This is a genomic window from Listeria monocytogenes (assembly GCF_013282665.1).
Taxonomy (GTDB): Bacteria; Bacillota; Bacilli; order Lactobacillales; family Listeriaceae; genus Listeria; species Listeria monocytogenes_C.
On sequence record NZ_CP054041.1, the window covers coordinates 1619566 to 1641160 of the forward strand.

A 21595-nucleotide genomic window follows, 5' to 3' on the forward strand; every position below is an offset into this window, starting at 1 on the left:
ACGCTATAAAAGGAGGAAATTAGGTAACGATTATGATTGAATTTATTATCGATGTATCAATAAATTTTATTACATTTGCAATTTGTTTCATTCCGCTGCTTCTCTCAGAAAAAACTAAAGGTATCTTGGAAATCGTAGGTGCAAGCATACTTTTTGCGGGGATTATGATAGTTGGAACAGGTATTTTCATAAGCAGTAGTGAAACCCTGAAATCATATATTTATGTGATTTTGGTAGTGCAAATAATTATTTTGTGCATCGAACTCATATTAGTTTTATGGAGTAAAAGTAAAGGAAAGTCTACAATTTTATCTATCCTATCAGCAACATTAGCTATAGTCGCTTTAGGAATATATATTTATTATGTTATAGCGAGTTTTATTTATTGAAAATTATTTTCCGAAGATAGGAAAAATTTGCAGAAATAAAGAAAAAAATAATAAAAAAGAATTAATAATCAATGATTCGCCTAGCCTAGCAGTATTTTCCCTATATTTAGGAAAACTTAAACAGTTAGATAATAACAAAAAGATTTCGGAACACAAGCAAAGAGAAGGTTTAGTGTATAAGATTGAAGTAAATTGAAAATTGGAGTTGAATACTTATTGGCTTTTATCAGAAAAAATAGCTTTCTACTGTTTTTAATATTATTTCTCATGAGTTCCATTTTAATTCATATGTTTTTTTATAATTTTCTCACAGATATTATTGTAACTGTGTTTTTGGGATTAGAAACAATTGTTATTGTCATTATCTCAATAGAAATTATGGATGTTAAAAAAATAAGAAAGCGGACAAAAAGAATTATAGAAATATATTTTTTAACCTTACTTGGTATAACAGTAATCACGTCATATTTATTTTATTAAGGAGGTTTTCCTATCATGGCTATCTCAATTGCAGCTTTGATTAACCTAGTAATAATTGCAGGATTATATTTAATTAAAAGAAGTAGGGTAAGTATGATATTTAAAGGTATATGTGCTGTTGTCCTATGTACTTTTTCAGTTGGAATGTATGCTTATCTCGGGGTTTATGTCGGATTGTTGGGCTAAGGGATTTGTGAAAAAGAGGCGGTAAGAACTAATAACTTAATTACATATCCGATTACTGTAATGGCTTAAGACTTTCAAAAAAAGAGAGATGATAAAAACTATGAGTAATTTGCTGGTGAGAAAAGACCTTCGTTTGAAAATAGAAGAATCAGTTCAGCTAGAATTAAAAACGGTTTTTAAAGATTATGCCAAGTGGTTACGGAAGGAATATGATTTTCCTATTCGTGTGACTGTGTATATTAAAGCAAGAAATTAAAGGAAGATAAAATCGAATAAAACTTCAACAGAATAAATATTGTTATGTTCCACTGGAAAAAAAGGTGATTTTTATAGCAAAACTAGTAAAAGATAAAGTTTTTTATTTTTGGTATAAAAATTAAAGCTGAAGAAATCAATTATCAGTTCAGAAATAAGGATAACTGCCAACCAGCATACAAAGTAAAAAGATAACACAATCACATTGTGTTATCTTTTTTGCATACATTTCACCAATAATCCAGGTAACAATATGTGTTATTTTGAACATAAAGGGTAGAGGATAACATAAGTTAATTCTTTTTTGGAGAAAAATAGTTATTATTATTTAATGGGCTTTGAAAGGGGTGATTATATAGAAGAAGTGAAAAAAAGAGAGTTTTGGCGGGAAGAGTGCGGGGCTTGAATTCGTCAATAATAGACCATTTTAAAAGGTGGAATGACACGTGTGGTATCAACATAACATGATTTGCATGGTTGAATTCCTATTAAGCTTCGATAGTGACATACATAAAAATACGATATATAGGGAAATGTGCTGGAACGAACGAGATGAAAGATATCACTAAACGGCTCCGTAGACAGATTAGCTACTGAATACCATAGGAACAATTCATGGGGCGCATAGTTTAATAAATTAAGCAGACACGATTTTTCGGATGCAGGAGAAAATCCTACACAACGAAACCTGATATTGTTTCTAACTATTGAAAAAGGAGTGTATATAGTGAGAAAAAAACGATATGTATGGTTGAAAAGTATACTAGTAGCAATATTAGTATTTGGCAGTGGATTATGGATTAACACGAGTAACGGGACAAATGCTCAGGCAGCTACAATTACACAAGATACTCCTATTAATCAGATTTTTACAGATACAGCTCTAGCGGAAAAAATGAAGACAGTCTTAGGAAAAACGAATGTAACAGACACGGTCTCGCAAACAGATTTAGACCAAGTTACGACGCTTCAGGCGGATAGATTAGGGATAAAATCTATCGATGGATTGGAATACTTGAACAATTTAACACAAATAAATTTCAGCAATAATCAACTTACGGATATAACGCCACTTAAAGATTTAACTAAGTTAGTTGATATTTTGATGAATAATAATCAAATAGCGGATATAACTCCGCTAGCTAATTTGTCGAATCTAACTGGTTTGACTTTGTTCAACAATCAGATAACGGATATAGACCCGCTTAAAAATCTAACAAATTTAAATCGGCTAGAACTATCTAGTAACACGATTAGTGATATTAGTGCGCTTTCAGGTTTAACTAGTCTACAGCAATTATCTTTTGGTAATCAAGTGACAGATTTAAAACCATTAGCTAATTTAACAACACTAGAACGACTAGATATTTCAAGTAATAAGCTGTCGGATATTAGTGTTCTGGCTAAATTAACCAATTTAGAAAGTCTTATCGCTACTAACAACCAAATAAGTGATATAACCCCACTTGGAATTTTAACAAATTTGGACGAATTATCCTTAAATGGTAACCAGTTAAAAGATATAGGCACATTGGCGAGTTTAACAAACTTGACAGATTTAGATTTAGCAAATAACCAAATTAGTAATCTAGCACCACTGTCGGGTCTAACAAAACTAACTGAGTTAAAACTGGGAGCTAACCAAATAAGTAACATCAGTCCCCTAGCAGGTCTAACCGCACTCACTAACTTAGAGCTAAATGAAAATCAGTTAGAAGATATTAGCCCAATTTCTAACCTGAAAAATCTCACATATTTAACGTTGTACTTTAATAATATAAGTGATATAAGCCCAGTTTCTAGTTTAACAAAGCTCCAAAGATTATTTTTCTATAATAACAAGGTAAGTGATGTAAGCTCGCTTGCGAATTTAACCAATATTAATTGGCTTTCGGCTGGGCATAACCAAATTAGCGATCTTACACCATTGGCTAATTTAACAAGAATTACCCAATTAGGGTTGAATGATCAAGCATGGACAAATCCACCAGTGAACTACAAAGTAAATGTATCCATTCCAAACACGGTGAAAAATGTGACGGGCGCTTTGATTGCACCAGCCACTATTAGCGATGGCGGTAGTTATGCAGAACCTGATATAACATGGAGCTTACCAAGTTATACGAATGAAGTAAGTTATACCTTTAACCAATCTGTCACTATTGGAAAAGGAACGACAACATTTAGCGGAACTGTGAAGCAGCCACTTAAGGCAATTTTTAATGCTAAGTTTCATGTGGACGGCAAAGAAACAACCAAAGAAGTGGAAGCTGGGAATCTATTGACTGAACCAGCCAATCCTGTAAAAGAAGGTCACACTTTTATTGGGTGGTTTGATGCCCAAACAGGCGGAACTAAATGGAATTTCAGTACGGATAAAATGCCGACAAATGATATCGATTTATATGCACAATTTAGTATTAACAGCTACACAGCAACCTTTGATAATGACGGAGTGACAACATCTCAAACTGTAGATTATCAAGGATTGTTACAAGAACCTACGGCACCAACAAAAGAAGGTTATACTTTCAAAGGCTGGTATAACGCAAAAACTGGCGGTGACAAGTGGGATTTTGCAACTAGTAAGATGCCTGCTAAAAACATCACCTTATATGCTCAATATAGCGCCAATAGCTATACAGCAACCTTTGATGTTGATGGAAAAACAACGACTCAAGCAGTAGACTATCAAGGACTTCTCAAAGAACCAAAAACGCCAACAAAAGCTGGATATACTTTTAAAGGTTGGTATGACGAAAAAACAGATGGTAAAAAATGGGATTTTGCGACGGATAAAATGCCAGCAAATGACATTACGCTATACGCTCAATTTACGAAAAATCCTGTGGCACCACCAACAACTGGTGGGAACACACCGCCTACTACAAATAACGGCGGGAACACTACACCACCTTCCGCAAATATACCTGGAAGCGACACATCTAACACATCAACAGGGAATTCAGCGAGCACAACAAGTACAATGAACGCTTACGACCCTTATAATTCAAAAGATGCTTCACTCCCAACAACGGGTGATAGCGATAATGCGCTATATCTGTTGTTAGGCTTATTAGCAGTAGGCACCGCAGTAGTTCTTACTAAAAAAAACCGTGCTAAATAAAGCGAAGTAGTGTGAAGAGCTGGATGTGGTTTTCGGACTATATCTAGCTTTTTTATTTTTTTAATAACTAGAATCAAGGAGAGGATAGTGTGAAAGGAAAGTACAATTCAAGAAGGAAGTATTATTTTATCTCAGGTTTAGCTATTATTTTTAGTTTATGGATAATTATTGGTAACGGAGCGAAAGTACAGGCGGAGACCATCAACATGCCAACGCCAATCAAGCAAATTTTTCCAGATGATGCTTTTGCAGAAATAATCAAAGACAATTTAAAGAAAACAAGTGTGGCAGATGTAGTGACACAAAATGAATTAAATAGCATAGGGCAAATCATCGCGAATGACAGCGATATTAAGTCCATTCAAGGAATTCAGTATTTACCTAATGTAACAAGATTATTTTTAAATGGGAATAAATTAACGGATATGACCCCTTTAGCAAGTTTGGGGAATTTAAGCTGGCTTTTTTTAGATAAAAATAAAATAAAAGATTTAAGCTCACTCAAAGATTTAAAAAAATTAAAATCACTTTCTTTGGAGCATAGTGGTATAAGTGATATAAACGGACTTGTTCATTTACCGCAGTTGGAAAGTTTGTATTTGGGAGATAACAAAATAGCAGATATAACGGTTCTTTCACGTTTAACTAAACTGGATACTTTGTCTCTTGAAGATAACCAAATTAGTGATATTGTGCCACTTTCAGGTTTAACTAATTTGCATAATCTATATCTAAGTAAGAACCACATAAGCGATTTAAGAGCATTAGCAGGGCTTAAAAATCTAGATGTTTTAGAATTATTTAGTCAAGAATGTCTGAATAAATCTATTAATTATCAAACGAATCTAGTTGTTCCGAACACAGTAAAAAACATTGATGGGTCGTTAGTTACTCCAGAAATAATAAGTGATGATGGCGATTATGAAAAACCGAATGTCAAATGGCATTTACCAGAATTTATAAATGAAGTAAGTTTTATTTTCTATCAACCAGTCACTGTTGGAAAAGCAAAAGCACGATTTCACGGGAGAGTAACCCAACCACTGAAAGAGGTTTACACAGTAAGTTATGATGTTGATGGAACAGTAATAAAAACAAAAGTAGAGGCAGGGACGCGAATAACTGCACCTAAACCTCCGACCAAACAAGGCTATGTTTTTAAAGGCTGGTATACTGAAAAAAATGGTGGACATGAGTGGAATTTTAGTACGGATTATATGTCCGGAAACGATTTTACTTTGTACGCCATGTTTAAAGCGGAAACGACTGAAAAAGCGGTGAATTTAACACGCTATGTTAAATACATTCGCGGGAATGCGGGCATCTACAAACTTCCAAGAGAAGATAACTCACTTAAACAAGGAACGCTAGCCTCGCACCGCTGTAAAGCTCTAACTGTTGATAGAGAAGCGCGAAACGGCGGGGAATTATGGTACAGGTTAAAAAATATTGGCTGGACCAAAGCCGAAAATCTTTCCTTAGACCGTTACGATAAAATAGAATATGATAAAGGTGTTACTGCTTATGCAAGAGTGAAAAATGCGCCAGGGAATGCCGTTTGGACAAAACCTTACAATACAGCCGGCGCAACTCTCGTGAACAAGCTTTCCGTCTACCAAGGTAAAAATATGCGAATATTGCGCGAAGCCAAAACACCAATTACTACGTGGTATCAATTTAGCATTGATGGCAAAGTAATTGGTTGGGTCGATACGCGTGCACTTAACACGTTTTATAAACAAAGCATGGAAATACCAATCCAATTAACTCGATACGTCAGCGCAAATAAAGGAAATGAAGCATACTATAAAGTTCCGGTAGTCGATAGTCCGATCAAATGGGGAACTTTAGCCAAGTATAAAAATCAAACATTAATTGTCGATCGGACAGCCACCGTTGAAGGTCAGCTTTGGTATCGGATAAGAACTAGCTCCACCTTCATCGGTTGGACAAAAGCTACGAATTTAAGTACGCAGAAATAACTGACAACTGACCAAGAAAAGAAGGCGAAGAGTCGCCTTCTTTTCTTGTATAAATTGTGTCGATATGCTGATTTAAACAACGAATTAATATTCTAAGTGAACTAAAAGATTCACAAAAAGTACATTGATTTAAGCATTATCGCATGATATTTTAAAGAGAAGTGATTGTTATAATTTCACAATATATAGAGAGAAACGGAGGAGACATAATGAAACAAAAAGGAAATTGGAAATCTATTGTTGGTTTTGTATTTGGTCTATTAATTGTTGGAATCATCTTTGCGCTGATTAATTAATAATAGGGGGAAACATTATCAAAACCTATCAAGAACGACATCGTACTAATATAGGTGCAATGATTTTGGCACTTGTTATTTTACTAATAGGAGTTATGTTAATATTTGTTACTTTTAAAGTAAATGCTATGCCAACAGCACCTACAGACATGGGGAGTTATCTCGATGTAACAGACTCAGTAAAACAACTTATCGTAATGGGGATTGGCGTTTGTGCAGCGTTATTTTTCATCGGAGGGCTTTTGCTTACAATCCGCGTGAAAAGCACCGTTTATGCGCGTTCTTTCCAACTCCATGAAAATGGGATTGAATCCTTGTTTAAAGGGAAGTCAGAAGGGATTATTCCTTTCGAAAACATAGAAGAAATTCAAATGTTACGCGTTCCAGGACTGAAGCTCGTGAACAATCTGCTTTACCGCGCGGAAAATTCAAATGACTGGATTTATATTCCTGCAAGAGTGGGCGAATCCGGCGAACTTCTAGAAAACTTTCTGACAAAAGTTACACCAAAATTAATTGCTACTAATAAGAAGGCGCTCTGTGAAAAAAATCAGTTAGCATTTAATTTCTTAGCTCCTAGCGATTACAGAGCTTTTTACCAGAAATTGGATAAAAAACTAACGAATAATTCATTGAATACTCAAAAATCATTGCTGTTAGATCAATTACTAGCTGCGAATACTAAAAAAATCCTTGTTAACCAAGACGGCGTTTCTTTAGACAGAACAATTCTTAATTGGGAAGACTTAACTGTCGAAGTTCATTATGATAAACACGATACAATTATCAAAAATGCGCAAAGAACGCATGAATATGACTTTGTTTGCGTCCTTGCAACGGAGAAATTAGGTCAAGTTCAATTACAAGGTAGCGCTATTTCTAATCAACTAGTATTTCTAGATATTCTAAAAGAAAAAGCTGCATCGTTTACTTCATTTCAACAATAAAAAAGGAACTGATTCACTAAAACGAATCAGTTCCTTTTTTATTTGGACTTATTTTTACAAATATTTCTCGACAATTTCCATGTTTTGCGGTCTGTCTTTACTTTCTAATACAGAAATATCGCGAACAATACTATCTAACTTAATTTTTTCCATTTCAAGTTCCATTTTTTGTTGAAGCAAATCGTATTTACTTGTAAGAACTTGTTGAATATTAGCGCCGACAACGCAATCTGGATTGGTTTTTGGATCAACATGAATTAAATTTGTGTTGCCTTCAATACTTTTATAGACATCAAGCAGCGAAATTTCTTCGGGCGGTCTAGCAAGAATCGGATTTGCTTTACCAGTTTGCGTAGTAATTAAATCGGCCTTTTTTAAATTGCTCATAATTCTTCTAATATTAGCGGGATTTGTTTTTACACTACTAGCAATAATTTCACTCGATAACAAATTCGTATTTTTAAAAATTTCTATATAAGCCAAAATGTGGATAGCATCACTAAATTGGATGGAGTATTTCATTTTTTTTCAATCCTTTCAAATTTTCTCCTTGACTTATCTTATCATAATGTTTATTATAAAGGTGTAAATTATAAATGTACAGCTTTAATATTAAAAAATTTGAAGGAGTGGTTTAAATGACTTATTTAGTAACTGGTGCAACAGGTGGACTTGGAGGATACGCATTAAATTATTTGAAAGAGCTCGTTCCAACGTCCGATATTTATGCTTTAGTTCGTAGCGAAGAAAAAGGTGCAGACTTAAAAGCAGCAGGATTTAATATCCGTATTGGTGATTATAGTGATGCAGAATCAATGAAGCAAGCATTCGCAGGCATCGACCGCGTATTATTTGTTTCAGGGGCTCCTGGTAATCGCCAAGTAGAACATGGAAATGTGGTAAATGCGGCAAAAGAAGCAGGAGTTTCTTACATTGCTTACACAAGTTTCGCAGGCGCAGATAAATCCACAAGCGCTTTAGCAGAAGATCATTACTTTACCGAAAAAGCAATCGAAAAATCCGGAATCGCGCACACTTTCTTGCGTAACAACTGGTACTTCGAAAATGAAATGCCGATGATCGGTGGCGCATTGAGTGGTGGGAAATTTATTTACGCTGCTGAAAATGGAAAAGTTGGCTGGGCATTAAAACGCGAATACGCAGAAGTAGCCGCAAAAGCTATTGCGGGCGCTGACTTCCCAGAAATCCTTGAATTATCTGGCCCGCTCATGACATACGAAGAACTTACAAAAGCATTAAAAGAAGCAACTGGAAAAGATTTCGACGTTATTTCTTCAGATGATAAAGGATTTGTAGAAAATTTAGTTACTGTTGGTTTACCACAACCTGTTGCAGAAATGTTCTTATCATTCCAACACGACATTAAGAACAACCAATTAGATGTTACTTCTGATGATTTTGAAAAAGCATTAGGAAAACCACTAACGAACCGTGTGGATGCGCTTCGGGAATTGTTGAAATAATAATGAAACAGCCTACCTTGGATTGAGGTAGGCTGTTTTATTTCAGCAAAAAGTGGTCCAGCTATGAGGTATATAAAGGTCGAAAGGATATATTACTAAAGCCACCATCAAATCAAAGCGGAATAAGCTTTAGTCAACATCAGGAAAGAATGATCACAAAAAAATACCGACCAGATAAACCTGCTCGGTAAAAGGTCTACCTATTGAGCTCCGTTACGGATTGTAGATAGTCTTTTTAATCATTTTGTTTTATAAAGCTCTGAATACCTTCAAAAATAACATCTTTTAAGGCTTCAGGATAATCAGAATATCCTTTGTTTTTCATAATTATATCTAATGCTTGAGCCACCTCACCATCAAGAATTATTGTTACGCCTGGTGTTAGTTCCCCAGTTTTATCATTTTTAAAAGTCTCTTTTATCATAGTTAATTTATCTTTTTTCATGATTCAATCCTTCCTAGTTAAATAATTTGTGCTGTTTTCTTCCCAATATCTATATTCTTGAGGGATATTTTCAAAGAATCTTTGAAAATATCCACTCCAATTATCTGGAATATATTCTTCAAAAGATATAGATTCAGGATAATTAGAGTAAAGAATTTGATTGTCAAAATCTACTAATAGACTGGGGTTATAATCATATGTAACTTCTTCTTTATTTCGATTAAGTTCTTTAAAGAAATTTTGCTTTAGAGAGTTTGTTGAGCTTTTAAAGCTTTCTATATTTATTAAAAAAGAGTTGGCTGTATTTTCATTTAAGATGCTTATATTCTTTCGTTCTTTTGGGTATTCTTCAATTGAATAACAAGCTTGGTTATAATCTAAATACCATAATTCTGTGTCGGTAATATACCAATTAAAAGAGTCGTTATATTTTACTCCTACAATAATATTTTCTGCATATTTAGGTATCAGCATGATGTTTTCTTCACCACTTTCACTTTAATATTTTTGCATTTTGAGCATACTCCGCTAACCATTGGGTGATGGGGTCTGGTATCTCGTAAGCAGTACCTTCAAAATTAAATTTTTCAAAAACTCCTTTATCAACTATTTTAGGAGCAGTGCCTCCTTGATTTAACGGATTAATTTTATAACCGTTTTGAGAAATTGCATTTTCCTTAATTAAATCATCCAAATATTTAGGGACTTCAAATTCAACTATATAAGAATTAGAACGTTTCTCTTTAAAGTATTTTGCGTGGTCTTTTCCTGTTGAAACATTTAAATTATGGTCAGATTTCCAGTTGTTATTTAGTGACAGTGTACCATCATCATTAACTAAAAGTAAATTTTTGCTGTCTCCACCTTGGACTCTCGAATAAGTTACTGTTTCTTCTGCTGCATTAGACCCTTGAGCTTTTCTTAATTTTGATAGGGCGCTCTTCGGTATAGAGATTTTTTTCCCTCTATAACCTTTCGTCGTATAGCCAAAAATGAGTGATGTTAAGATACCAAAACTTTGAGCTTTGCTTATTTCTCGACCTGTAATTGGGTCTTTGTTTTGCTTTAAGGAATCTAATGTGGCTTTTAGCAATTCTGCTTCTTCTGTGGCTTGGTTACTTTCTTTTGATATTTCACCGTTAAAGATCGCTGTATTATATGCTTCTGTTGCTCTAATATCTACTATGCCGCCTTTGGAAAGTATCCACATACCACCTTGTTTCACTTTACTATAGCTGGTAAAATCATACACGGTTGTATCAGTCGCCTTAGATTGCTCTAATGTTTTTCGCATTCGGCTTACAGTAGAAAAATTCAGCTTACTTAAATCATAGTTACCTGTTTGGTTGTTAAACTGGATATTCGATTGAAGTTCACGAACTGTCTGCTGAATCCCTTGTATTAAATCTGTTAAATGGTCAAAGAAACTACTATGGCTTTGTTCAAATGCCAAATACTTTTCTAGGATGTTTTCTTGCCTATAGGCCATTGCTAATTGGGAACGATAAGTTTGCATTTGGCCTTCTGTATTACTGTTCATTCGTTGATATAATGACTCTTTTTTACTTTCAATTCTATCAATCATTTGACCAAGTTCATATAAACCAGCTGCATCAATTTTGGCATTGGACGAGCTGTCTACTTGATTGGCAAAGTCTTGGATAAATTGCTTCAAGCGACTTTCACTCTCATTCATTGCTTCAATTATCGCTTCACAAAGAGGAAGATATGTTATTTGGTAGTAATTTTTCGAAGCATCCACGGCTGTTCCTTTTAAGCTAGTATCCTCTATGTAGCTTATCACGGTGGATTTGATGCCTAGGATAATCTTCCTTCCCGTTTGGTTAGCAGTATGTAGTTGAAACGCGAACTCTTGTATTTCTCCGATGTCGATTCGGCTCACTGTAACACTCCCTTTTGTATCTCTTGTTGCTTGCTAAATGATAAACGCAGTTTCATTTACAATATACCGTAAACAATACTAAAACTCAATAATAATCTGAAAATTTAAATATAAATGCGATTAAAAGAAGTTCAGAAGCCTCGGCAGATACGAAGGCATTTAAAAAATCATATCCAAATCAAATTATCTTTAAAAAAGTGCGCACGAATAAATTGCAAACAGCCTTAAATAACTTGAAAGTAGGCTACGAATTATTGGCTAGTCAAAAATAAGAAAAAGCCATCCTGCTGAGGATAGCTTTTTCTTATTTAGAAGGAAATTCCGAAATCATCTGCTCTAAAAATTCTTTCTGCCAAGCATGATCTTGCGCAGTACCATGCAAATTAGTACTAAGTGTCAGCGAACCGCGGAAAGTTGTAGCAGCGACTTGGAAAAACGGTGCATACTTTAAAGAACCACATATAAAACAGTCTGTTAAAGTGCTACCTTCAAAAACGAGCTTTTCCTCATCGATAATACCTATATTCGTAAAACTTGTTTTCGGAATAGAATACATTTTTTCAGAAGCTTTTTTCGCAACAGAGTAGTTCTTTTTCTTGAAAATCAGTTCCAATAAATAATAAATTCGTAGAGGTGCAAAGCTGTTTTTTTGTGGATTGAGTGAATTTTTGACGGCTTGGAGTGTGCTTTCAAATGACGTTAGGTCATCGTCTTCGCTGATTTGGCATGTAATATTGGCGGTTAGATTAGTAATTCCGCTACTGGTTTTACTCGGCAAATACTTACGAAGATCCACTGGGCAATCGATTGACATTTCTTGTTGCCCTGTTGTTTGCTGAACAGCGCGCGCCATTGCGGTGAACAGAACATCATTCACAGTTGCCTCGTGCTCTTTTGCAAAGTGGATGATTTCCGAAAAATTCGTTTTTGGTAGCTTAGTCCAAATGACTTTCGGATTTTTCGGGTCCCCTTTAAGAGGAAAAGTTGGATTATGGACAGCTTTTTGCTTCGTTTTTTCAGTAAAAATGGACTTTATTTCTTTACGTGAGAGTTGATCAAAAACTTGCTTTAAACTGCGTGAACCTAAGCTCAAATTTGCCGCATAATCCGGATTTTCAAGCAGATTAGAATAAAGTTCACTCAATAAATAAAGATATTCCTTAAATCCAGCGCCATCCGCTAACATATGATTCATAATAACCACAAGCTGATCAGAAGTGTCAGTCCGAACAACAGTAAAGCAAATTTGCGGCCCATTTTCTGTGGAAAGCTTCGTAACAAGTGCTCGATCCACTTCGGTTTCTGGCGCTTGCGTCTCCACTAAGAAAACCAAATCCTCCGCAGAAAAAACACTTTCTTGCCAAAAAGCACCTTTTTTCGTTTCTTTAAAATGACAAAGTAATAGCGGAAGTTTTTTAGTAGACTGCATCACTGCTTTTTTTAGAACGTCTATATTTAAATGATTATCAAATGTAAGAACCGTATGCAAATGGTGGTCATTTTTCATTTTTTCTCCAGAAATATAATGTTTAACATCAGAAGGTTCAGCGGGATAAGTAATGATTTTTACCATGGGACTTCCTTCTTTCTTCGGTTTAAATAGTTGTTAATAGTTTCCCTGAAAGCAGTGCTGCGAAACAAGTTGCGAATTAAAGTGAATTTAAGTTATACTAAGTGCATGCAAGCTAATATTTCTAGGAGGCACCTAATATGACAAACAGAACATTAACTAGCAAGTTACTAGGAAAACTAAGCTATACGCAAGAAAAAGGAACAATGACAGAGGTTAATATTCCTTTGAATGCCAAAGAAGTAACCGTTGACTATAATATTTCTGAAAACCTTACTTCAGAAGATTATTTTAAAGATATCGTTACTTTAACAGATCAAATTCCAGAACTTTACCAAAAAGCGAAAGAAACTATTTTAGCGCAATTTGATGGAAATGATACGCTTACTATTTATTTTGAGTTTCATGTAGATGAACTGCCAGAAGATATTTTAGAAGTAACAGAATGCGAAACGATAGAAAATGTAACAAAGGAGATCTTAGTTGATAAACTAGTACTATCAAGTGTCTGGTTTTCGGAAACTACCAATAATAACGTGGACTTAACATTTGATTTCAAACTATTACCAGAAATTAGTGATGAACTTTTAGTTGTTCGTTTTAATGATAAAGGAGAAATTACTGAATTAACCCATGAAAGCTAACAAAAAAAGGCCATTCGTTCGTGTGAACAGAATGGCCTTTTTTTATTTATACATACTTTCAATTACTGGTTTTAACTTATCAATTACAAGTCCGCTACCACCGCGCCCTTTGACGTTTTCAATCATCCCTACCATGAGGTAATTGGGATTGTCGGCATCGAAGGCATAAACAAAACCATTTTCAAGACCATCTTCACCTTGTTTTTCTTTTAGTTCAGCGGTACCGGTTTTGGCTGCGATGTTGTGACCTTGGATTTGTAAGGCGTGCGCTGTACCGGCCGGATCAGAAACTGTTTTGACTAAAGCAGCTTTAACTTGGTTGGCGGATGCAGCTTCGGTTGCTTGGGTGGATTCACCTTGTTTTTCTTTCGTATCTAGTTTTGGATAAGGCATTTTTCCGTCGTTGGCAATAGCCGAATAAGCGATCGCTTGTTGAATTGGTGACATCAGTAATTCACCTTGTCCGTAAGCTGTGTCAGCCAGTAAAATTTCTGAATTCAGCCCATCATTCGAAATTTGTGCTGGTTTCATTGTGAAGGGTAGGTTATACTCCTTATCAAAATCGAATTTTTTCAATCCAGCAGTTAGTTTATCTTTACCGATTTCTAGCCCTTCTTGGGCGAAATAAATGTTATCAGAGTGCACAAGTGCATCCGTCATATTTACTTTTGGAACATCATGGACACGAGTAACAAAATATTTGCCCCATGAAGCATCTTTTTGCCATTTTAATCCTGAAATTTCACGGACTTTATCAGGTTTTGTAATACCAGTATCCAGTCCGATTGTGGCTGTAATTGTTTTAAATGTAGAACCTGGTGCGTAACGATTCGCGTACCTTGCTAAGAAGGGTAGGCGTTTATCGTCATTGTATTTTGCATAATCTTCGGAAGTAATCCCGAGCACCATTTGGTTCGCATCATAAGAAGGCGTGCTCACTAATGCTAATAGTTCACCATTTGTCGGATTAATCATTGTCACAGCGCCAGTTTCGGAACCGAGACTATCAAAAGCTTTCTTCTGAACTGCTGCATCAATCGTTAGCTTAATTTCTTCGCCATCTTTTTTATCAATCTTTTGTAAAGTATCTTCTTGCTTGGTTTGGTCATTGATGATTTTAATTGCGCCACCATTTTTACCGCGCAGTTGTTTGTCGTAGTAACGTTCTAAGCCACTTTTTCCAATGACATCACCGACGCTGAGTTTTGGGTTTTTCTCAATATCTTCGGCGCTAACTTCACCTACATAACCAATCAAATGCGATGTTGCTTCATTTAATGGATACGTCCGCATTTCTTTTTGAGCATACGTAAGTCCGGTTGCTTCAGGTAAATTCTCTTTATTCAATGTAACTAAAGGAACGAAGCTGTCTGCTTGGACCCATTTTTGATCGAGTTGTTTGTTGATGTAATCCGTTGAGATTTCTAGTTTTTTACTAATATCGGCAATGTTTTTCACTTTCTCGTCGCCCTCACCAAGCTTCGAAGGAACAATACCAGCTTCGGCAAATTGACCAGTAGTTGCGAGAGGATTACCATTTCTATCAACGATTTGACCACGTTCTGCGTCGTCTTCCGTGATGCGCACTTTATCGGTTTTCACCATACCAGGGAAAATGAGGGCTGGCTTCCAGTCGATTTTCCAGTCATCATCTTGCTTGGAAATAGTCGTTTTGTATTTTTGTGTAGCAAGTTTTCCAAGGCTAGTACGCATTTCTAGTTCATATGTTAAATTGAATTTGTTTTCTTTGTCATCATAGACAGATTTTAGATTTTTTACTTTAATATCTTTTGCACCAATACCGTCGTAAACAGTTTGATACTTGTCTTCCATTTCTTTCTTTGTAAACTCTACTTTTTTCAGGGATTCATTTGAGACGCTGCTCCCCAACTTGTCATACTTTTCTTTAGCAATATTTGATGTAAAAGTTTCTGCGACTGCTAAAGCATTTTTTTCATCTTTATGTTGATTTTGAATGAAAAAGTAAATGGCAATGCCCGCGAGGATTACAACAGCGGCAATGCTTCCAATGATAATTGCTTTTTTGTTATTCCTCTTTTTCTTACCGTAACTAGCCATAATACACCCCTTAATTTCATGTTATATTCAATTAATTATACCAAACACTTCTAAAAAAGTTGAAAAAATTAAAGAAAACTTTAGATTTGCCCGACATATTTTTTTCTAATTCATGTCATAATTTGTTCTTATTTGCTTGGTAAAGTAGTGGTAACGAAAGGATGATGTTGGATGGAAGAGATGGAACAACCAGAAAAGAAGGTCATTATTCGTGGGAAAGGCATCCACAATAAATGGAAGTGGAGCACGATTATTGTCAGTATTCTTTCTGTCATAATTATTAGTGTTTTAAGTTATCAGCTGTATTCGGTTAGTCAAAATACCCCAGAAAATAATACTAATGGAACAATGCAAGGACCTGGTGGAGGTGAGATGCCGAGCGGAACACCGCCGTCCGGTGAGCCTGGCCAAGCGCCAAATAGTTCAGATGATAGTTCTGACTCTGGAACAAGTGATAGTACTACAAGCAGTGACGGAACCCTTTAATATTTGCGAGCCCTCTAGAAATCATCATTTTAGAGGGCTTCTTCCAATCTTTAAAAAATCTTATGGAATTATCGCTCTCTTTTTTTGTCATTTTATTGTAATATGGAAGTAAGTTACAATAAAAGAGGTGTGAAATATGGCAAGACATGCACAAAAAAGAAAAGCGCGCAAAGGTAGAATTTTTGTTACGATTCTTGTAGCCCTATTAATTTTAGTTGGTGTAGTTGCAGTTATAGGTTACTTTCAATATCAATCTAGCTTAAAAGAAGCGCAAAATGAAAGTAAATTAAAAGATTACAATTTTAATGGCGTCAAAGCAGTTGGCGATGAAATCAATGTGCTACTTATCGGTAGTGACTCTCGCGGAGAAGACCAAGGCCGTTCAGACAGCTTGATGATTGCTCATTATAATACGAAAACAAATACGCCAAAACTAGTATCGATCATGCGTGATACGTATGTAGATATCCCAGGACACGGCAAAAACAAAATCAATGCTGCATATTCATATGGTGGTCCAGAACTTGTACGCCAAACGATTAAAGAAAATTTTGGCGTAGACGTCCAATATTATGTAGTAGCCAATTTTGAAGGTTTCCCTAAGATTGTTGATACGCTTGCACCAGAAGGAATCAAAATTAACGCAGAAAAAGATATGTCGAAAAATATCGATGCAAACATTAAAAAAGGTGAGCAAGTAATGGACGGTAAGACACTGTTACAATATGCTCGCTTCCGTAAAGATGCTGAAGGAGACTTTGGTCGAATTCGTCGTCAGCAACAAGTACTAGAAGCTTTGAAAGAACAAGCGATTGACGTTGGTGATGTGGCAAAAATCCCTGATGTCATCGGAAAACTACAAGGTTATTCTTCCACTAATATCCCAACAGGAACATTAATGTCTATTGGCGCAGATTTCCTATTAGGTAAAACAAAAACAATGGAAAAATTTGCCATCCCAGTGGAAGGGAAATGGCATAACGAAAGAATCGATGGAGCAGGAGCAGTGCTTCGTTTAGATGACGTAGCCGCAAATGCGAAAGCTTTACAAGACTTTTTGAAATAACAAAAAAACACACGGAAATCCTGCGAAGGGTGCCCGTGTGTTTTTATATATATAAATGTATTTTTGTTGCACCTTTTATCAAATCCATACATACTGCTACAGTAAATAATACTAATTTTAGACAGGAAATTGTCACAAAAGAGTAACGAAGAAGTAGCAAGCTGGTTTTAAATTTCTTTTTTCGCTTCACATAGATTATAATGAATACATATTTTAAAAAAGGGGTGAGACGCTTCATGAAGGACAAAACAAAGAAAAGAAAATGGAACTGGGCACAGATTTTAGCTATTTTTGTATTAGTAACGCTCGTCGTTTCCATGGTTTATGCAACAGTTAATTTAATTACAGCGCCATCTGGCAATGTTCCAGAAGGCCAACAAACAAAGGGCGACTACTCACTTATGCTTATGCAGTGTGTACTTGGCGTGGTAGTGCTATTCTTACCATCCATCATTAGTAAAAAAATGAAATTCGTCATTCCGAATGCGATGTATATTGTTTTTATCGTTTTCTTATATTGTGCCATTTATCTTGGCGAAGTACGTAGTTTCTATTATTTAATTCCTAACTGGGATACGATTTTACATACATTTAGTGGGGCAATGCTTGGAGGACTTGGTTTCTCTATTGTGAGCTTACTAAATAATGATGAACGGATTACTCTTTCGATGAGCCCGGCTTTCGTTGCATTATTTGCTTGTAGCTTTGCTGTATTCTTGGGTGTTTTCTGGGAGTTCTATGAATTTGCAGCCGATAGCTTTGGTATGAACATGCAAAAAACAATGCTAGAAGACGGCACGATGCTTCAAGGTCACGCGGCAGTTGCTGATACAATGGGCGATTTATTCGTCGATTTCCTCGGCGCTTTCGTGATATCCATCATCGGCTACTTCTCCATTCGTAAAAATAAAAAATGGATGAAGAACTTCGAGTTTAAAAAATTAGACGAAGAAACAAAATAAAAAAATGCCAACAAAGTGAGAAATCATTTTGTTGGCATTTTTTTAGATAATTTTGCTTTCTCTATCAATAAACATCATCATAAAGGCGATAAGCTGTAAAAATGCACAAACGAGAATGGCATATTGAGCAAATAGCTGGATAAAGAAATTCCCCACTACGGCCCCAATGATAAAACTCAGAATAACGGTAAAATATAGCAAGCTGTTACGCAGATATTGTTTTTCCTTGTACTCGAAATAATCACACAAGTTTTGCGTAGCACTCCGCAAATTCCCTATACACATCGTCGTCGCAATCCCTCTACCATGCATTTTTCGGAAACTTTCTACCTGAATACCACATACAAAAGATATAAGTGAATTGGCAATTAGATTATGATCCAGTGGAATAAATGCAACTCCAATCAAAATTACCGCTTCTATCAATACTGAAAGCTGGCGCCAGTGAAGACGCCTAATATCACGCCGATGAATCACTTCAGATATCGCAATCCCGACCGTAAAAGAAACAACCGGCCAAAAATATTGAATAGCGATAGTCCAGTTACCCTCATGAAACGGGTAATATGCCAAGATGTCAAAGTAATTCAATTGATCAATTACGGGGCTCCATTTTGAATATGATTGAAGGTCTTGAATACTTTGTTAAAGTCACGCAAACGGATGCTGGTCGTATTGAGAGATTAGGAGAGCTTTTTGACCAACAAGATAGAAGGCTTGGGCAAAGAATGCAGGGGTTGAAAAAAGCTAAATGAATGAAAAAAATAAAATCGTTAATCAAAAGCTTGGTTTGATTCAAAAAGAGTTACGTGAAAAAGAAGAAGAATTATTAGATTTATTTAAAAGAGAACGTGAGATTGAATCAATTGAAGATACTTTACGTAGTTTAGAACAAAGAAAACAAGAGACCCTCATATTAATGCAAAATGTGTATCAAGGAAGTAAGAGTCGAGGACTTGCACAACACATGTTGGAAGCGGGACAAGAAGATAGTCGAGCTTTTTCAAGACTTATAAATAATTTAAAAGAAGAAAATCAAATAACAAAATCGACTTTAAATCATAAGAAAGCTTCCTTAGTAAAGACAAAAAATGATTTAGAAATGGAGTTGTTGTTGAATGACTAAAATAGCTATCTCTGAGGTATCGGAATTTCTAAGAAAGCTTAAAATTACTAATAATAACGTAGGTAACAATATTACGAGTTTAGAACGAGCGATTCATCAATATAATGAAGATGGTCGATTAGAAGGAGAAGCAATTGCTAGATCAAAAGCATATTACAACAATATATATTTCCCGTTATGTCAAGCGATTCGCGAAGGGATGAGAATTAGTGAGTCGCTTTTAGAGCAATACTTGAATGACTTTGCGTATCAAGTAGATTCCTCTGCTGATTGTTGCATTGATGCCGATGGATTGTTTGAATTGAGTCAAAGAGTAGATAGATTAGAGCGTGATTTTGAAGAATTACAACAATCACTTTCTATTGGAACAGGTACTTTGTATCAAGGTAAGGTTTTAAAATTACAAATGGAGATGTTTAATGCTTGGAAGAAAGAGCAGTTACTAGAAAAGTATATTCAATTTGAACAATCGCATGGTAATTTTTTTAGCGGGCTAGAGGAATTAACTTACCATATAAAGCGCGCAGTTCAAGAAATTGACCAAAATATATCCTTTGATAGTAGTACAGGTCTATATGATTTTGGGAATATGAATGCTTCTATTTTAACAGATTTACAGAAAACTATGAGAAGAACGCAACCAGAACGAGATAAAAAAGCCCTTGAAGAGATTGCTGTGATGGATGAAAATGGAACAATCATTGGGGTTAATTGGGAGAGAGTTGCTCAATTACTTCGCGAGCCTAATAAATTAACAAGTGAAAGGCTTCGTGCTTTACAAATATTATGGAATTCTAGATTTGATGTAATTGATGAGTATGAGCGTGGTTTTTTTGCTTTTTTTGCACCTATTATTTCACCATTGTTAGGGTTTGAATATAACCAAGATAATGATTACTATTTTACGAATGAGCACTCATTGCAAAGATATGGTGGATTTATGGATTTTTATGATGATGCTGGTTTCTTATTAGGAATGGATTTAGATACCGAAGTAATAACTTTCATTTCGGGAGACAAAGAATACCGTGTTCAGTTATGGAAAGGAAACTACGGATTAGGAGCGGCGTACGGTGGGGAATTAGGGATTTATTATCGTAATGCAAGTGATGCTAATGCAAATCCATACCAAGAAGGAACTGAAAATTCTAAACTAATTTGGTATCGTTGTGTAGATGAGCAGGATGAGCTTGTTTCAACTTCTACTATTTATGATAAAACTACAGATGAACAGCTTATCAGAAACAGCACACGCGATTATGCTGAAAATGGAGATCATTTTTGGAACTTAGCCATTCAAACTAATTTTGGGCAAACTAAAGAAAATTTATATATGGTAGAACGTATTGAAATACCAAACGAAGAACTTAGAAATGATTTTGTAGAAGCATTAAAAAAAGAAACTGATATTAGTAATATAATTATTAATGGAGATGCGGTGACATTTACTTGGAAAAATTAAAAATAACGTGTATTAGTATTTTTATGTGTTTAATATTAGTAGCTATAGGAGGCTGTTCAACGGTGCAATCATTTTCTAACAAAGATGAAGCAAATAAGTATCTTAAAGAAGCTTTAAAAGAAAAATACGGAGAAAATTTTGATATAGAGCAAGAAGAAAAGTATGCAACCTATCCAACCGCGGATTCTTATGGTGCCATTATGGTTGCGGAAAATGCTCCAGAGTATCAATTCCGAGCGTGGGCAAGTAGTAACAATGAATTAAAAGATAATTATGCAGTGAATTTTTTCTCAAAAGATGCTGAAAAAATAGTTATAAAGATAATCAACCAAAAGAGTTTCGTTAAAGATTCAACTGTGAGCTTAGAAGCGCCAATCACTGAAAAAAAATGGACGCAGGAAGATAAAGTTTCTGATTATCTTGAGCAAAGTGGGGCATACAATAAAGTGAATGTAACTTTAGAGCCTAATTTAGAAATGGACGTATATGTGAATCAAGTAAATGAATTACTAAAAGAATTATACAGTTGCGGCACAAACATAGAGCTAACAGTAAATGCTAATAATTTACAAATATTTTATTATAAATTCTCGAATCAAGGGACGAAAGAGCTTACTCAAGAAATAATTAAAGAGAAAATAATCGAGGAACAAGATATTAATCGTTCTAGAGCGAAAATCTAGTTATAAAGTAAGGGGCCCGTGCT

Annotated in this window: 21 protein-coding genes and 2 pseudogenes; 16 read left to right on the top strand and 7 right to left on the bottom strand. The window is 35.2% G+C overall.

The genetic code is table 11. From position 1 onward, the window contains the following. The first annotated feature begins 32 nt into the window (after positions 1 to 32). The 6 genes from HRK21_RS08140 (at position 33) to HRK21_RS08165 (ending at position 7662) form a co-directional block, all read left to right on the top strand. Positions 33 to 389: a hypothetical protein gene (locus tag HRK21_RS08140; RefSeq protein WP_070005753.1), complete on the top strand. Its 357-nt coding sequence runs from the start codon at positions 33 to 35 to the stop codon at positions 387 to 389. 495 nt (positions 390 to 884) lie between these two features. After that, the gene (locus tag HRK21_RS08145; protein WP_173346375.1) at positions 885 to 1055 is read left to right on the top strand and encodes a hypothetical protein; all 171 of its coding nucleotides are present in this window, start codon (positions 885 to 887) and stop codon (positions 1053 to 1055) included. Between the two features lie 100 nt (positions 1056 to 1155). After that, positions 1156 to 1311 (top strand): hypothetical protein, encoded by a 156-nt coding sequence (locus HRK21_RS08150; protein ID WP_173346376.1) that lies wholly within the window; start codon positions 1156 to 1158, stop codon positions 1309 to 1311. 726 nt (positions 1312 to 2037) lie between these two features. After that, positions 2038 to 4437 (top strand): class 1 internalin InlA, encoded by a 2400-nt coding sequence (inlA, locus tag HRK21_RS08155; RefSeq protein ID WP_069888096.1) that lies wholly within the window; start codon positions 2038 to 2040, stop codon positions 4435 to 4437. An 89-nt stretch (positions 4438 to 4526) separates the two neighbouring features. After that, the gene (inlB, locus tag HRK21_RS08160; protein ID WP_070005754.1) at positions 4527 to 6419 is read left to right on the top strand and encodes a GW domain-containing class 2 internalin InlB; all 1893 of its coding nucleotides are present in this window, start codon (positions 4527 to 4529) and stop codon (positions 6417 to 6419) included. A gap of 355 nt (positions 6420 to 6774) precedes the next feature. Beyond that, entirely contained in the window at positions 6775 to 7662 is an 888-nt protein-coding gene (locus HRK21_RS08165; RefSeq protein WP_223276775.1) for a hypothetical protein, read from the top strand. A 54-nt stretch (positions 7663 to 7716) separates the two neighbouring features. On the opposite strand, the gene HRK21_RS08170 is transcribed toward HRK21_RS08165, so the two are convergent. Then, on the bottom strand, positions 7717 to 8184 hold the full coding sequence (locus HRK21_RS08170) for an Rrf2 family transcriptional regulator (RefSeq protein WP_031695156.1): 468 nt from the start codon (positions 8182 to 8184) through the stop codon (positions 7717 to 7719). Positions 8185 to 8300: 116 nt separating this feature from the next. On the opposite strand from HRK21_RS08170, the gene HRK21_RS08175 reads away from it, so the two are divergent. Further along, positions 8301 to 9146 (top strand): SDR family oxidoreductase, encoded by an 846-nt coding sequence (locus tag HRK21_RS08175; RefSeq protein ID WP_070005756.1) that lies wholly within the window; start codon positions 8301 to 8303, stop codon positions 9144 to 9146. 235 nt (positions 9147 to 9381) lie between these two features. Here the strand turns inward: HRK21_RS08175 and HRK21_RS08180 are convergent, their stop codons facing one another. From HRK21_RS08180 to HRK21_RS08190, 3 genes are read right to left on the bottom strand one after another with little or no spacing between them, the layout of a single operon-like run. Then, the gene (locus HRK21_RS08180) at positions 9382 to 9591 is read right to left on the bottom strand and encodes a hypothetical protein (protein WP_003738163.1); all 210 of its coding nucleotides are present in this window, start codon (positions 9589 to 9591) and stop codon (positions 9382 to 9384) included. A gap of 3 nt (positions 9592 to 9594) precedes the next feature. Continuing rightward, positions 9595 to 10065, bottom strand: coding sequence for a hypothetical protein (locus HRK21_RS08185; RefSeq protein ID WP_069888100.1), 471 nt, complete (start codon positions 10063 to 10065; stop codon positions 9595 to 9597). 19 nt (positions 10066 to 10084) lie between these two features. Then, entirely contained in the window at positions 10085 to 11494 is a 1410-nt protein-coding gene (locus HRK21_RS08190) for a T7SS effector LXG polymorphic toxin (protein WP_069888101.1), read from the bottom strand. Between the two features lie 98 nt (positions 11495 to 11592). Here HRK21_RS08190 and HRK21_RS08195 point away from each other — a divergent pair. Then, positions 11593 to 11766, top strand: a pseudogene (locus HRK21_RS08195) (nuclear targeted protein LntA); the annotation flags it as partial. Positions 11767 to 11798: 32 nt separating this feature from the next. Here HRK21_RS08195 and HRK21_RS08200 read toward each other — a convergent pair. Continuing rightward, positions 11799 to 13067 (bottom strand): condensation domain-containing protein, encoded by a 1269-nt coding sequence (locus HRK21_RS08200; RefSeq protein ID WP_070005757.1) that lies wholly within the window; start codon positions 13065 to 13067, stop codon positions 11799 to 11801. Between the two features lie 137 nt (positions 13068 to 13204). On the opposite strand from HRK21_RS08200, the gene HRK21_RS08205 reads away from it, so the two are divergent. After that, entirely contained in the window at positions 13205 to 13708 is a 504-nt protein-coding gene (locus tag HRK21_RS08205) for a DUF2004 domain-containing protein (RefSeq protein ID WP_070005758.1), read from the top strand. 42 nt (positions 13709 to 13750) lie between these two features. On the opposite strand, the gene pbp4 is transcribed toward HRK21_RS08205, so the two are convergent. Continuing rightward, complete coding sequence (pbp4, locus tag HRK21_RS08210; RefSeq protein WP_003738167.1) at positions 13751 to 15787, bottom strand: penicillin-binding protein PBP4(5); 2037 nt, start codon at positions 15785 to 15787, stop codon at positions 13751 to 13753. Positions 15788 to 15958: 171 nt separating this feature from the next. Here pbp4 and HRK21_RS08215 point away from each other — a divergent pair, with 171 nt between their 5' ends. From HRK21_RS08215 to HRK21_RS08225, 3 genes are all read left to right on the top strand, one after another. Then, complete coding sequence (locus HRK21_RS08215) at positions 15959 to 16273, top strand: hypothetical protein (RefSeq protein WP_003725179.1); 315 nt, start codon at positions 15959 to 15961, stop codon at positions 16271 to 16273. Positions 16274 to 16409: 136 nt separating this feature from the next. Next, positions 16410 to 17339, top strand: coding sequence for an LCP family protein (locus tag HRK21_RS08220; RefSeq protein WP_003738169.1), 930 nt, complete (start codon positions 16410 to 16412; stop codon positions 17337 to 17339). A 236-nt stretch (positions 17340 to 17575) separates the two neighbouring features. Beyond that, a complete protein-coding gene (locus tag HRK21_RS08225; RefSeq protein ID WP_003738170.1) occupies positions 17576 to 18301 on the top strand; it encodes a DUF2238 domain-containing protein in 726 nt (241 codons plus the stop codon). Positions 18302 to 18343: 42 nt separating this feature from the next. On the opposite strand, the pseudogene HRK21_RS08230 reads toward HRK21_RS08225, so the two are convergent. Then, positions 18344 to 18856: pseudogene (locus tag HRK21_RS08230) on the bottom strand (YoaK family protein); the annotation flags it as partial. A gap of 11 nt (positions 18857 to 18867) precedes the next feature. On the opposite strand from HRK21_RS08230, the gene HRK21_RS08235 reads away from it, so the two are divergent. Genes HRK21_RS08235 through HRK21_RS08250 form a run of 4 tightly spaced genes read left to right on the top strand, consistent with a single transcriptional unit; the run spans position 18868 to position 21572 of the window. Beyond that, complete coding sequence (locus tag HRK21_RS08235) at positions 18868 to 19056, top strand: DUF3130 family protein (protein WP_077952697.1); 189 nt, start codon at positions 18868 to 18870, stop codon at positions 19054 to 19056. Next, the gene (locus HRK21_RS08240; protein WP_070005759.1) at positions 19053 to 19427 is read left to right on the top strand and encodes a hypothetical protein; all 375 of its coding nucleotides are present in this window, start codon (positions 19053 to 19055) and stop codon (positions 19425 to 19427) included. Before HRK21_RS08235 ends, HRK21_RS08240 begins: the two co-directional genes overlap by 4 nt. Further along, entirely contained in the window at positions 19420 to 20889 is a 1470-nt protein-coding gene (locus HRK21_RS08245; RefSeq protein ID WP_070005760.1) for a T7SS effector LXG polymorphic toxin, read from the top strand. Before HRK21_RS08240 ends, HRK21_RS08245 begins: the two co-directional genes overlap by 8 nt. Beyond that, positions 20877 to 21572 (top strand): hypothetical protein, encoded by a 696-nt coding sequence (locus HRK21_RS08250; protein WP_141008833.1) that lies wholly within the window; start codon positions 20877 to 20879, stop codon positions 21570 to 21572. Before HRK21_RS08245 ends, HRK21_RS08250 begins: the two co-directional genes overlap by 13 nt. Positions 21573 to 21595: the final 23 nt, after the last annotated feature.